The organism is Adhaeribacter arboris (genome assembly GCF_003023845.1).
Taxonomy (GTDB): Bacteria; Bacteroidota; Bacteroidia; order Cytophagales; family Hymenobacteraceae; genus Adhaeribacter; species Adhaeribacter arboris.
In genome coordinates, this window is the sequence record NZ_PYFT01000001.1 from 5,649,801 (window position 1) to 5,664,504 (window position 14,704).

The 14,704-nt window shown below is 41.7% G+C and carries 8 protein-coding genes and 1 pseudogene; 7 read left to right on the forward strand and 2 right to left on the reverse strand.

Annotated elements, in window-relative coordinates; genetic code table 11:
- Positions 1–124 precede the first annotated feature (124 nt).
- Positions 125–2,719: a lamin tail domain-containing protein gene (locus tag AHMF7605_RS22975; RefSeq protein ID WP_106932333.1), complete on the forward strand. Its 2,595-nt coding sequence runs from the start codon at positions 125–127 to the stop codon at positions 2,717–2,719.
- An 81-nt stretch (positions 2,720–2,800) separates the two neighbouring features.
- Here AHMF7605_RS22975 and AHMF7605_RS22980 read toward each other — a convergent pair.
- A pseudogene (locus AHMF7605_RS22980) lies at positions 2,801–3,298 on the reverse strand (Uma2 family endonuclease); the annotation flags it as partial.
- Positions 3,299–3,616: 318 nt separating this feature from the next.
- Here AHMF7605_RS22980 and AHMF7605_RS22985 point away from each other — a divergent pair.
- Positions 3,617–4,384, forward strand: a complete 768-nt coding sequence (locus AHMF7605_RS22985; protein WP_106932335.1) for a sulfite exporter TauE/SafE family protein — start codon at positions 3,617–3,619, stop codon at positions 4,382–4,384.
- A 261-nt stretch (positions 4,385–4,645) separates the two neighbouring features.
- The gene (locus AHMF7605_RS22990) at positions 4,646–5,131 is read left to right on the forward strand and encodes a fasciclin domain-containing protein (RefSeq protein ID WP_394336241.1); all 486 of its coding nucleotides are present in this window, start codon (positions 4,646–4,648) and stop codon (positions 5,129–5,131) included.
- Positions 5,132–5,306: 175 nt separating this feature from the next.
- Here the strand turns inward: AHMF7605_RS22990 and AHMF7605_RS22995 are convergent, their stop codons facing one another.
- Positions 5,307–6,515, reverse strand: a complete 1,209-nt coding sequence (locus AHMF7605_RS22995; RefSeq protein WP_106932336.1) for a Pycsar system effector family protein — start codon at positions 6,513–6,515, stop codon at positions 5,307–5,309.
- 595 nt (positions 6,516–7,110) lie between these two features.
- On the opposite strand from AHMF7605_RS22995, the gene AHMF7605_RS23000 reads away from it, so the two are divergent.
- The 4 genes from AHMF7605_RS23000 to AHMF7605_RS23025 all read left to right on the forward strand — a co-directional run bounded on the left by AHMF7605_RS23000 (position 7,111) and on the right by AHMF7605_RS23025 (position 14,633).
- The gene (locus tag AHMF7605_RS23000) at positions 7,111–7,545 is read left to right on the forward strand and encodes a DoxX family protein (RefSeq protein WP_106932337.1); all 435 of its coding nucleotides are present in this window, start codon (positions 7,111–7,113) and stop codon (positions 7,543–7,545) included.
- Positions 7,546–8,041: 496 nt separating this feature from the next.
- A complete protein-coding gene (locus AHMF7605_RS23005) occupies positions 8,042–11,818 on the forward strand; it encodes a metallophosphoesterase (protein WP_106933582.1) in 3,777 nt (1,258 codons plus the stop codon).
- Positions 11,819–12,117: 299 nt separating this feature from the next.
- The gene (locus AHMF7605_RS23010) at positions 12,118–12,600 is read left to right on the forward strand and encodes a CPCC family cysteine-rich protein (protein ID WP_106932338.1); all 483 of its coding nucleotides are present in this window, start codon (positions 12,118–12,120) and stop codon (positions 12,598–12,600) included.
- A gap of 1,325 nt (positions 12,601–13,925) precedes the next feature.
- Positions 13,926–14,633 (forward strand): outer membrane beta-barrel protein, encoded by a 708-nt coding sequence (locus AHMF7605_RS23025; RefSeq protein WP_106932341.1) that lies wholly within the window; start codon positions 13,926–13,928, stop codon positions 14,631–14,633.
- Positions 14,634–14,704 lie beyond the last annotated feature (71 nt).

The window sequence follows — 14,704 nt, forward strand, 5'->3', positions numbered from 1 at the left end:
TAAAAAATGTTAGCTATACGTTGCTGAAAACCAGATTCAAGTCAAATAACAGTTGTTTAGTGACTTAAAACTTTTTCAAAACGAGGCGCAAATAAAATATATTTTTCAAGACTAACTTCTTTCTATGCGAAAAATTTTACTTTTCTTTTTCTTATTTTACAGATTTATCAGCTTCGCGCAGTTACAGGAAGATTTTACGGATGGAAATTTTTCGCAAAATCCGGTTTGGCAAGGTAACGTGGAAGCTTTTATTGTTAACCCGGCGCAGCAGTTACAGAGTAATGGCCCGGCGGTTACCGGTACCCAACTGCAATTAACTACGGCTTCGCCCTCGGCGGTAGATGTGTCCTGGGAATTTTGGGCGCAGCTTAATTTTGCTACTTCTTCCAGCAATTACGCCGATGTTTATTTGTTATCTGATTCCACCAACTTGGCCGGTAAAAACAGCGGTTATTTTGTTCGGCTTGGCGGCACCGCCGACGAAGTAAGCCTGTTCCGGAAAGATGCGGGCAAAACACCCGTGAACATTATTAACGGAACGGATAAAACCCTGGCAAGCAGTACAGCAAATACGGTAAGGGTAAAAGTAACGCGTAGTGTAGCCGGTCAATGGGAACTGGTCGCTGATTTTTCGGGGAAAGGCACTAACTTTGAATCGCAGGGAACCACTACCGATAGCACCTACCGGCGAGCCGCTTTTTTCGGTATTTTAGTAAAGTACTCCTCGGCTAATTCTAAAAAATTCTTCTTCGACGATATCCGAATCCGCGATACCAAAGCTCCTTCGTTGCTGGCTATTAATCGAACAGGCCCTCAGACCATAGACGTAATTTTTAGTGAAGCAGTAGAATTAGCGTCCGCCGAAGCAATTGGAAATTATATTCTTAACCCAACCAACGTGCATCCGCTTACTGCTACCCGCGACCCTGGCAACGAAAGTTTAGTGCATCTTACATTCGCTGATGAATTCACCAATGATACCAATACTTTAACGGTAAATAATGTCCGCGATTTGTACGCGAACGCTCAAACGGGGCCGGAGAGCCGTGCTTTTACTTATTCGCGACCGGTGATAGCCCTGCCCGGCGACGTGCGCATCACCGAAATTCTGGCGGATTATTCCCCAGCTGTAGAGTTACCGGAAAGTGAGTTTTTTGAGATGTATAATACCAGTGCTAAAACCTTTAACCTGGCCGGATGGAAGTACTCCGATGCTACCACCTCTGCCGGAACATTTCCGGCATTTTCTCTGCGTCCGGGGGAGTACGTCATTGTGTGCCGGACTACCGATACTTTAGAATTTAAAACTTTCGGTAAAGTAGTAGGATTAAAAACTTTTCCGGCTTTAAACGATGGCGGCGATGCCGTTGAATTGTTTGATCAAACGGGTAAATTAATTGACAAAGTAAATTTTACCCCAGCTTGGTACCGGGAGGCCAGCAAAGCGGAAGGCGGTTGGAGCCTAGAAATGATTGATTTGCAAAATCCCTGCGTTTCGAGTAACAATTGGGTAGCTAGTACCCATCCGGACGGCGGCACTCCCGGTAAAGAAAATGCGGTAAAAGCCAATAACCCCGATAACTTACCACCTACCTTGCTGAAAGCGCAAATCAAGTCGGCTAGGGAACTCATTCTTACCTTCAACGAAAAACTAGACAGTGCTCTTTCGGTACAACCCTCTTATTATACTAGTAATCTCGGTTTAAAGGTAGATAAAGTAGTTGTTTTAAGTCCGGATTTTACCACGGTAGAGTTAACATTTAACGCGGATTGGCAGCCGGGAAAAATGTATGAAATACAGGTAGCGAATATTCGCGATTGCAGTGGTAATATTTTAGCCAATCCGGTAAAAACTACTTTTATGTTGCCCGAAGCCGCTGCACCGGGTGATATTGTTATCAATGAAATTCTTTTTAACCCAAAGAGCGGCGGCGTTGATTTTGTGGAATTGGTAAACCGATCGGTTAAATATATCTCTTTACAAAACTGGCAAATTGGGAATATGAAGGCTGATTCGGCCCTTGATGCTCGGGCCATTACTTCTGAACCAATGATACTGGCTCCGCAGCAATATTTAGTAATCACTACGCGTCCAGACATTGTGCAGCAGCATTATCCTAAGGCAAAATCAGAAACCTTGTTTAAAGTAAGCAGTTTGCCTTCTTTCCCCGACGAAGCCGGTACAGTTGTATTATTAACATCAGATAAACAAGAAATAGATCGGGTTACTTACCACGAAGACATGCACTTTAAACTGATAAATGATGTAAACGGGGTGTCGTTGGAACGGATTCGGTTAGAGGGTCCGAGTATAGCCAGTAATTTCTATTCGGCAGCCAGTAATGTAGGGTACGCAACGCCTGGTTACCGCAACTCGCAGGTACAAGAACCGGCCACCGCGGCGCAGGTATTTTCCATTAAACCTAAAGTATTTACCCCGGATGGCGACGGCGATCAGGATTTTACTACCATTAACTACGCGGCGGCTAAAGTTGGCCAGGTAGCCAATATTACCGTTTATGATGCAAACGGTCGGTTAATCAAAAACCTGGTAAAAAACGAATTACTCGCCAATCAAGGTTTTTTTCAGTGGGATGGTACGAATAATCAACAGCAAAAAGCGCCCATTGGCTACTATGTTTTATTTATTCAGCTGTTTAACCTGCAAGGCAACGTTCAAACTTTTAAAGAAACGGTAGTAGTAGGAGGGCGGCTTTAAGTGCATCTACCACATGGCAACGAAGTAAAATAATGCGTTTTAATTAATCTTGGTGGAGCCGAACAAATTTTACTAAAGCTGTTATACGACTTGTAAGTCAACTGTTGCACTATAAATTTCTTCTACCGTTAATTTATAAGGAATACTGTTGAAGATGACATTATCTTCTGGCTGTTTATAATCCGTAAGTATCCAATGATTATCCGAATTACGAGTATATTTTTCGATTAATCGGTATTGCGAATCAATTAAGATATACTCCTGCAGCGAAGAAATACTCCGGTAAAGCATAAATTTTTTACCCCGATCGTACTTCTCGGTAGATGGGGAAAGAATTTTAAAAAATATTAATGGGTTAATAATGGTATCTTGTTGTGGATCTAAAAACTCTGGTTTCCCGCAGATAATAGTTACATCCGGGTAAGTGTAAAGGCTGTTAAGCGGAATATGCAGGCGTAAATCACTACCGAAAGCTTGGCAGCCATTTTTTCGCAAGCCAAATAATAATCCTAACAAATTCGCGGCTATCACATTATGATTATAACTATCGCCCAAAATCGCAAATACTTCTCCTTGGTAATATTCGCTTTTAAATTATGCTTCTCTTTCTGCAACAAGGTATTCTTCCGGGGTAATGTAGTTTTTGGTTTGAACGGCCATACAATTCTGCTTTTAAACAAATACAAGAAAACACCTCTTCGTTTGTTACCCCTATAATTTGTTTTATAGGGTTTCGCTTAGCCGGTCAAGGAAAAATTAAATTTATCTGATCTGCTTATTCGTTTTTGTAAAGCGTTTGGGAAGTCCATGAAAAAGAATCATTCCGGGCAAAAGTGAAAATATGCTTACTTTTACGGCGCCTTGTTCGTGTAAGAGCAGGCTTAAAAGAAGACTCTTTTGGAAATACTTTACCTTTGTTTTTTTGCTTTTCTGGCGGGTTTTATTGATTCGATAGTAGGAGGCGGCGGCCTGATCCAAACGCCGGCCATGCTCATTTTACTGCCCCAGGTACCGATTGCCAGTTTGCTGGGCACCGGTAAATTAGCCGGAATTTCAGGTACTACCGCGGCATTATTGCGCTATCGCCGGAGCGTACAAATTAAATGGAGCAACATTTTACCTACGGCGGTAGCGGCATTTATTTTTTCTTTTGTCGGAGCGCGTACGGTGAGTGCTATTCCCACGGATATGCTGCGCCCGGTAATTTTAGTCTTATTAATTGGAGTAGCCGGTTATACCTTTCTGCGGAAAGATTTTGGTAGCTTTCATGCTCCTCGTTTATCGGAAAATAAGGAAAAAATATACGGGGTAATGGTAGGTTTACTAATTGGTTTTTACGACGGCTTTTTTGGCCCTGGCACTGGCAGTTTTTTGATATTTATTTTTATCGGCTTATTCGGGTTTAATTTTTTAGCCGCTTCGGCTTCGGCAAAGGTAGTAAATGTAGCCACTAACCTTTCGGCTTTGCTATATTTTGCTTTTACGAACCAGGTTTTATATCAAATTGGTATTCCGATGGCTATTTGCAATATTTTAGGATCAACGCTCGGTTCCCGGCTGGCTATACAAAAAGGTACTGGTTTTATCCGGGTGTTTTTTCTGATAGTGGTTATAGCTATCATCGGTAAATTTGCTTACGACAGCTTCTTTAAGGAATTCTACTAATCATTTAAATTAATACACAAGCAGTAAAAGAGCTGTCGATTACTATCTCCTTTAACTTTTGTTAAAACGCGACAATCAGTACATTCTAACGGACTCCTTAAAAACTATATTTTACTTATCGCAATCCGGATAGCGGTGGTGCCCGTAGGTTTGGTCATGTTCTTTATAAACCAACAACCTATTATGAAAAAGTTAATTACGGCCAGTGCCTTTATGCTGGCGATCTGTGCTCTGTCTTCTTCCGATGTTGCCGCGCAAACCATGGCCAAAGCTAAAATGGCGAAAGCAGGTTCTGAAAAAGGAGTGATGGTAGGCGGTGCCATGATGGTGCCTTCTAAAAACATCGTGGAAAATGCATTGGGCTCCAGCGACCATACCACTTTAGTAGCCGCTGTAAAAGCAGCTGGTTTAGTAGAAACCCTTAGCGGAACCGGACCTTTTACGGTGTTTGCTCCTACTAACGCGGCTTTCGAGAAATTACCTGCCGGCACCGTCGACGAGCTGGTAAAACCGGAAAGCAAAGAAAAATTAACGTCTATCCTTACGTACCACGTGGTGCCGGGAGCTTTACGCGCCAAAGATTTAAAAGATGGACAAACCTTGAAAACGGTAAACGGCGAAATGCTTACGGTAAGTAAAAAAGGCGGTAAAGTAATGATTAACGGGGCAAATGTTTCTACTCCGGATGTTATTTCCAGCAACGGCGTTACTCATGTGGTAGATACCGTTATTTTACCAACTAAATAATTTCAACTATTCCGAATTTTCCATTGTTCCTGTTTTGCAAAACGCCTGCTCCTTTGAGCAGGCGTTTTTGTTTAATTGCATTTTGTTTTCCAGCGTATTTATTAAAAATAAGCTTTTAATAGGGAGTAGCTTCTATGGATTTCAATAGTCTAACCTTTAAAAGCTACTCCGTAAGTTACCGGCTAATCGCAATCACAAAGGCAATTACGGTAAGGATTAACCCAATCATGAAAATAGTGTAGGAAATGCGCAATAGCCGGTATTTTTTGGCCAGTACATCGCCCAGGTAATAGATATCGGTAATCATGTTGGTATACAAGGCGTCTTTCTCGCGCATAATTTCGTACATGCCCGCCTGAAAATCTTCGAGCGGCAGCTTGGTAAAGTTGCCGAAGAACAACAAGTTTATTTTTTTACTTTGTACTTTATTGGGCTTAATGTTAAAACTAGTTACTTCGGGCTGCGCCGACATTATGGCCGATACCACCGAACCCAAAGTGGTTAATAATAAAATGCCCACCGGAATCATGAGAATAGGATTGCGGGTAAACTCCGTACCAATAACCGAGGTTTTAGCCCCTAAATAAGTTATAATCACCGACATAATAATCGCATTGAGGCTTATCATCATATTGGCTTTATTATCCGCAATGGAACTCAGGTTCATGTGGTTGCTGTACGTGCTCTGAAACATGGTTTCAATGCCGCGTTTGGGCTGGGCAAACGTTTTACGCTTTTTCTTTTCGGCCTTTTTCTCTTTTTTGGTGCTTTCTACCAGAATATCGCGTTGTTCTTGTATATTTTTAGCTAACTGGTCGTTGTACCGGCGTTGCGCGGCTTCGGTATGAAACTGAGTAGCTTGTAAAAAGTCGAGCTGGTATTGCGCCCATTCCGCATCGGTATAAAAATTATTCAAGAAGATTTCCCATTCGGCTCGCAGCAATTCTGCATTCGGGAAAAAAGTTTTTTTGCCAATATTCGAAATATCCGCATCTACCAAAATTTCTTCTAACAAATTGGCGGGTTTTACGCTGGCTTTGGTAGCTAAAATGCAAGAGCTAATACGTTGAATTTGAGCGGGCGGGTAATTTTCTTGTTGCAGAAAAGCGGTAGCTATTTCCACGCTGCGTTCTTCGTGACCTTGGTAAATATCTAAATAGCCCGTATCGTGAAACCAGGCGGCTAAAAGCAAAATTTCTTTTTCTGATTCCGGTAGTTGGTACGCATCGGCCAGAATACTAGCTTCCTGCACGATATCCGAAGTATGTTTATAATTGTGATAAACGTATTTCTTAGAAAGTTTTTCTTTAAAAAGCGCCAAAACATAGTTATTCGCTTTCTTAATAATTTCTTGTTCTATTTTTAAAGTAAGTGGCGTTTCCATAAAGTAATAACGGGGCGCATAAATGAATAAAGGATAAGGGTGGTAAATACTTCGACGAAATTAGTTTAGCCTACCATTTAAAGTAGCTGACTGATTACCAAATAATTATTAGTCGAACAACGAACAACTACTTATCAAGCTCTGTAAACCAGTAAAACGCTAATTATTACCGTAAGGTTAACTTAACGTTTCGGAGGCAGCAAAAGGAAGCTATTTACCTAACTAAATTAACTTTTTTTCGAGAATTACCAGTAAGTATTTGGCTTTTATATTGGGTGAATCATAAACAGAACTTTATTTTCCGGATTAATAATTCAGTGGTTAGGGGTAGCACAGTTTGTTTGCTTTTGCCGGTACTAAAAACTGTAAAGGCATCTTTATTATTTTACCAACCTACCTTCCGGTAATGTATCAAACAATACATTTCTGGCAAAATAAATTGTTTATCCTGCACTGGCTAATGAGTAACAGCATTTGGTGGTGAATAATATAGCTTAATAATAAAGATTGTAGCTCAAAATCAGTATATTAGGTGCGTTTTACGCGAAAGTATTTATAAGTAAAGCCTTCGATAACTTACCTAACTGATACGAAAATGAGTACTACTTCTTTACCAAACACAAAATCCTCGAAAGGATTACACATTGTTTTATGGATTTTGCAAGTGGCCCTGGCCGGTATGTTTATTATGGCCGGATTCATGAAACTGACTACTCCCGTAGAACAATTAGGAACTCAAATGGCTTGGGTGAAAGATGTATCCGCTGGCCTGGTACGTTTTATTGGCGCTTCCGAATTGCTCGGCGGGCTAGGGCTGGTATTGCCTTCTTTACTCAGAATTAAGCCTTGGCTAACTCCTTTAGCGGCTATCGGCCTTGCTTTAATTATGTTCCTGGCCGCCATTTTTCACATTTCACGAGGCGAAACCGGTGCGCTGGGCATAAACTTTATTTTGGCGGCGCTTGCTATTTTCATAGCTTGGGGCCGCTCTAAAAAGGCTCCTATTCATACAAGAAACCTCCAGGCTTAAATCAAGAATTGTTTCTCATAACAAATCAGGGCAATGCTTTAAATTATATTTTTAGCTTTCATTAAAACCAGAAATTTGCCTGATTCTCAAACCAGATTAATTTTTGGTTTTGCTCTCTTTCATAGATAAATAAATAAAATACAGGAAAGTAGAATTACTTGCCTCAGCTTTTTAGCTTGTTATTTTCTAGAACATCTTCGAAACAAAATCTCCTGCTTTACTCCATTCGGTCACGCTGCTTTCTTAATCTTGAGCGTAATATTCTGTTGAAAACGCGTTATTAGAAGAAAATATTTTTGCCATCCTATACATCAGGTAGGATAATGCGTATACTCTTTCCAACTGACCCAAAAACACCTTTTTATTTTCCCTGAAGGAAGCTCTGGCTGGTAAGTAGCCGGAAAAGCTGCTGCTGATTGGTTGAATGGGCCGGCTGTTCATTTTTAAACAAATAGGTTCTCTCCGAAGTATTTGTTTCGGGATTTATCCGGTTTCTATGCATAAAAATTACCTGAGTAGTTTACTTTACTGGCTTTTTCTTTTTTTTCTATCCGCCTGCGCGGTTCACCCACCTTATTACCGGCAAGATGTAGCCAACTGGCGGCAAAATACCCCTCCGGCACCCAGCCAATTAAATTATAGCATTTTTCTGATTGGAGACGTGGGAGCGCCCGCCCGCAACCCATTGGAACCTTCGCTGAATTTGCTGCACCGGCAAATTATGGCAGCCGGCGAAAAAAGTGCCGTTGTTTTTTTAGGAGATAATATTTATTCCTACGGTCTAACGGAGCCAGGCAGCCCCGGCCGGAAAACCGACGAAGAGCGCATGCGCACCCAACTGGATATTTTTAAAGGTTACCAAGGCGAAAAGTACATGATTCCGGGCAACCACGACTGGGCTCAGGGTCAACCCGGCGGTTTGCAATCGGTTATTCGGCAGGAAGCTTTTGTGGAAGAATACCTGCAGGATACTGCCGCGGTGAGTGGGGGAAACTTTTTCGTGCCCGACGAAGGCTGTCCGGGTCCGTACGAGGTTTTTCTGCAGGAAGATATGGTGTTAATTGCGCTTAATTCGCAGTGGTGGCTGCAAAGCGAAGAACGCCCTTACGGTCCTAATAATTACTGCAACGTTTCCGACGAAGCCGAGGTGCTGGTGCAACTGGAAGATATTATCAGCAAGAACAGCGGCAAAAACATTATGGTGGTGGGGCACCATCCTTTGCAGACCAACGGTACCCACGGCGGTAATTTCCGGTTAACCGACCATCTTTTTCCATTAACCATGTTAAATCCTTGGTTGGTAATTCCGCTGCCCATAATTGGTTCTATTTACCCTTGGGCGCGTCGGTACGGGGGTATTAGTCAGGATATTCCGCATCCCAAGTACCAGGCCTACGTGAACGGTTTAATGAATATTTTTAATAAATACCCAAACGTAGTGTATGCGGCCGGACATGACCATAACTTACAATACTTTAAAACAAATAATGTACGCGCTATTGTGAGTGGCTCGGGCTGCAAAACGCAATACATGAAACGGGGTGGCGGCCAAGCGCAGTTTGGGCACGAGGAAAAAGGGTATGCCCTGGTAAATTATTACAACAACGGCGAAGCCTGGCTCGAATTCTGGGAACCGAAAGGCAACGGCGACCAAGGGGAACTAATGTTCCGGACTAAATTGTATGAGCGCCAGAATGCTGCCCCGGTTAAGGAAATACCCGTAGTAACATCCAATATCAGTTTTAAAGATAGCAGCATTACTGTAGCCGCGAATCCGGAGCAATACCAGGCGGGTAAAACCAAGCAATTTTTATTGGGTACGCATTATCGTCGCGAATGGGCAACGCCGGTAAAAATGCCGCTGTTAGACTTGCAAACCGAACAAGAAGGCCTGGTGCCTTACCGTTTGGGGGGTGGTAAACAAACAACTTCGCTTCGGTTACGCAACGAGGCTGGCCGGGAGTTCTCGCTTCGATCGGTTAATAAAAATCCTTCGCCCCTACTACCCACTGATTTACGTCAAACCTTAATGCAGGACTTGCTCCAGGACCAAATTTCGGCGCAGCATCCTTACGGTGCGTTAATATTGCCGCCTTTAGCTGATGCCGCCGGAGTGTACCACGTAAATCCCAGACTGGTATTCGTGCCCAACGATCCGCGTTTAGGTAAATACCAGGCCATTTTTAATAACCAGGTAGCCATTCTGGAAGAAAACCCCGACGAAGACCACCGCAACGTGGCTAGTTTAGGGAATGCGAAAAATTTAGTGGGCACCGACAAAGTACTCGAACGCAAACGCGAGGATAACGATAATACGGTAAGCGAAGTAAGTTTTGCCCGCGCCCGGCTTTTTGATATGTTAATCGGGGATTGGGACCGGCACGAAGGGCAGTGGCGCTGGATAGAACGTAAAACCGAAGATGAACGCGTTTTTGAACCGGTACCCAAAGACCGGGATGTAGTGTTTTTTAAAACCGATGGTTTTATTCCCTACTTGCTTACCCGAAAATGGGCTTTGCGGAATGTGCAGGATTTTGGCTACGAATTTAAAGATTACATAGGCTTGAATTTAACCGCCTTCACCACCGATCGCACTTTTTTAGCCTCTGTAACCAAAGAACAATGGGTAGCCGAAGCGGAAAAAATAAAACAAAATGTTACCGATGCCATTATCCAGCAAGCGATTCAACTCTGGCCCCCGGAAATAGCTAATCTATCGGGACCAGAAATCGCGGCCAAACTCAAATCCCGCCGGGATCGGTTACCCCAATTAGCCGCGGATTATTATACTTTTCTGTCCAAAACGGTAGATGTGGTGGGCAGCGATAAACGCGAAAAATTTACCGTAACCCGCTTAAATAACGATCAAACCCAGGTAGTAGTCAATAATATTCGCCGCGATGGTTCCCTTGGCCGACAGGTATACGACCGTACTTTCCGGACGAATGAAACCAAGGAAATCCGATTATATGGCTTGGGGGGCGACGATGTTTTTAACGTGAGCGGAAAGGTAGACAAAGGTATTCGGGTACGTATAATTGGCGGCAGCGACCGCGACAGCATTACGGATAATTCAGTGGTAAAAGGCTTAAGTCGCAAAACCATGGTGTACGATACCAAAGCCGGTAATTTCCTGGCTTTCGGACCGGAAACCAAAGATGAGACGCAGGAATACAAAGAAGTAAACCGCTACGACCGTACGGCCCCCCAGATGCCGTACTTCGGGCCCCGCTTGCCTTTGGGTTTTAACCCCGATGATAGATTTTTCCTGGGACTTGGTTTCGTTTACCGCACGCGTAAATTCCGGCGAGAGCCTTATGCCGCCGAACATCGTTTGCAGGGTAATTACCTTTTCGCCTCTTCGTCTTATAACCTGCACTACCAGGCCGATTTTAAACGCTTATTGGGGAACTACGATGTAGGCGTAAAATCGTATTATTATGGCTTCCAGCCCTTATTTAATTACTTTGGCCAAGGCAACAAAACACAAGCTGATTTAAATCAAATGAAAGATTACCGGCTCCAGTTTTCGCATTTTTACTTCTCGCCTACAATAAACAAAGATATATTTAGCTTCCTGAAATTTGGTATCGGCCCGCAATACGATAATTTCCGGATAGATTCCGCTACTTCCGGCCACCAGGCCCGTGGATTGGTACAAACCAGCGACGAATCAGTTGGCGTTTACGAAACGAATAAATACCTGGGCTTGCGGTTTTTCCTGAACCTGGAAGCGGTGAGTAGCCCCTTGAATCCGTACATTGGCATTAAGTTTTTGAACGAAGTAACCTTTAACCGCGAATTACGCCACAACCAATTGCGGTATACCAGCCTTAATTCGCAGGCGGTGTTTTATCTTACCCCAAGTTTTCCTTTTCAGTTAACCTGGGCCGGCCGGTTAGGGGCTTCTCATAATTTTGGCGATTACCGCTTTTTTCAGGCGAATACCTTGGGCGGCACTACCAATCTGCGGGGGTACAACCGGAACCGTTTTGCCGGCCGCAGTACGGTTTACGCCAACGCCGAGGCCCGTCTTCAATTATTTAAGTTTAACCAGTATTTGTTTCCGGGTAAGTTCGGTACGCTATTGTTTTACGATACCGGCCGGGTATTTGCCGACAATGATACTTCCCAAAAATTATTTAAGGATTTGCACCACAGCTATGGGATAGGCGCCTGGGTAGACTTTTTTAACCGGGCGGTTTTTTCCGGCACGTATTCCATTGGCGGCGAAGCTCGTTATTTTAACCTTTCCTACGGCTTTTTCTTTTAAGCGCTTTTCTGGGTTGAGTGAGGAGAAGGTAGGTTTTATCTATGTCTCTAAGGCTGTTTGCTAAATAGTTTAAATCATTTGCTTTATAGAGTTATATTTAATCTATCTAAAAATATTCAAGTAGATGATTGTATAATTGGTCTTCGATATATTTACTTGCGGATATTGTAGTAATGGAGAATTTAGCCAGAATTCTGAAATTTAACAGATTCGTATTTAGCAAAAACAAAACTAATCCTCCGTACATAATGCAGATAACGGGAACAGTTCCTTTTATCTGCTAGTTACCTTCAATTTTAATGATAACAGATAAAGAAGGAATAAATGGTAGCCAAAACTGGTTCAACGGCTATATCGACAAAATTGAGAAGGCTACAGGCCAAAATCATAAAAAATTTGGCGACTTCTTTCTCTGCCCTTGTTGCGGCTACCCAACTTTGACGGAAAGAGTAGCTTGGGATATATGCGTTCTATGCCACTGGGAAGATGACGGACAAGATGACCCGCATGCGCATGAAGTCTGGGGAGGGCCTAACTCAAACTACTCACTTTCGGAAGCACGCGAGAACTTCAGGAAACACTACACTATGTATCGACCTTCTGACGAACGTGCTTTCAGTAACGGGAGAGTAAGAAAGAGCTCATCAGGTAAACTATTACTAGATAAGGTTGCCCTGAAGAAATCAATAATAGAGAGGTACCAGCAACTCTTCAACACAACAGATGAAAAGCAGATACAGAACCTGTGGCGGGAGATTGAAAAGCTTGAGAAGAAACTATAGAAAGAAAAAACAGAAGGTAACAACACCTAAACGTCAGTCTCGGCCGACGGCCTCGCCCGTCGTTTAGCCCAGTACGTTACCATAAATTTTAAACATAGAATCTTTATAATGAAAAGAGCAGATATCTACAGCGTTGGTTCAAACAATTATGTTGCTTACTTGATGTTAACTGATAGTTCAAATAACAGATTCAATATTTATGATAGTTAAAGCAATAATTACGTTGCTTATGGTAATATAAATGGTAATAACATAGTGATTTATGATTCATCTACGAACAACTACATTTCTTATGAAAGTTTAAATGGTAAACAATTTGATATTTACGATAGCCAAACAAATCAATATATTCAATATGGAATGTTTCAGTAACCTATAAATAGAGTTCCAGACTAAGGCTAAACTACTTAATCATACTTGCCTATAACAAAAAAACTCGTGCCAACAATGTATAAACTTCACCCTCGGCCGACGGCCTTGCGCGTCGTTTATACGCGGCCGTTGGAAAGTCAAATAATAAAAAGTAGTGATTAGACAGCTTTACATGATTCTAAACTTCATCATTTTAATCTCTGTTAGTCAACTGTTGCTCTATCTAATTATAGATAAACTAAATTTTAGATATGGAAAAGTTTTAATACTAACTTTAATATTAGTAGGGCATTTTTTTATTTTCCCTAAGTATTTTTACCCAGAACCTAATTCAGACGGAGTTAATTGTGGTATGCCAGTTTTAGGAATTACCTTTGCGTTTTGGGTATTTGGCAGTGCTATTACCTTGTTAGTGCATTCCATTTATTCTTTCATAAAAAATAGAATAAACCCCCTACTCACAACAATAGCTAAACACATTCAATTGTGTCTTAGTCCAGTACATTAGGCTCCGTCAGGAGAAACGAAAATGCGAGACAATCGATTAATATGGAGATATTTATTGCAGTTACAAACTATCTGACTTTTGTATTTATAATAATAGTTCCGATTTTACTAATCATGGTTTTGAAGAGAATCAAAATTAAAAAATTTATGATTTTCTATTTTTTAATTAGCTTGTTCGTGTCTGGGGTTCTCATTTGGTTTTCTACATGGTGGGGTTATGAATCTGATTTAATTCTATTGAAGCAATATGGTTACAATGCGTATGGAATGAATAATGTTGAATCCTATGGAAATGTTTTCCTGAAAATATGGAACGAGTAAAAAGACTTGAAACAAGTATAATGGGTGTTGGGTGGCCTTTAAAAGCAATTTTCGGATTCGTAATAGTAATACCTTATTTGGTAGTGGTTTGTGTTGGAAATATATTGATTAGCTTTAAGTAAAAAATGAACAATTTACTTATTTTTTATCTTACTGCTGTTTTCCTTTTTCCATTGTCAGCAGTTGGGAACTCAGCTGATTCTGTAGCTCTTAAAGAGAATAAGTTGTATATGGGCATAGGCTTAAGCAATACTTCTTATCATATCTATTATAAGAATCCAACTACTGAAAGTGCATTTATTGCGGGGGCTGTAGCTTCCGGGTACTTTACTCCTTTAGCCTTAAATCTAGGTTATCAAGCTAATAATAGAATAAGCCTTCAATTTGGACTCGCTTATGGAGGTAGTAAAAATCACGGCTTTTTAGCTGATGTATATGGAGTAGATTACAATTTTTACTCTAAAACTAGAGTAGTAGCAATTTCTATAACTACAAGATTTATTGTATTAAATGCTTACAAGCGCTTTCCCATTTATGCCACTGTAAGTATAATGCCTGCTTGGGGAAAAACTACCTTAAGATCCGTTGAAAACTGCAATACTGTTATAACCACTAAATCTGCGCAAGATGCCGGTATGAATCTATTTGCTACTGCCGGAGTAGGTTTTAATTATAAAATATGGCGGCGATTTACAGGTTATGCGGAAGTGCTACTAGTAAAGAGCAACTTAACCGGTGAAAATTCTAGATATTATGATTGGCGGGGGGAATCTCCTCAATACATTCAGGTAATTAGCTCCTTGGCATTTGGGTTTAATTACAATTTCCGGTGAAGTAGCAATAAAGTTTACTGATTTACCCTCTCCGTTGTGCGTAGAGTTCGCGTCAGCGGTCTCTACGTACC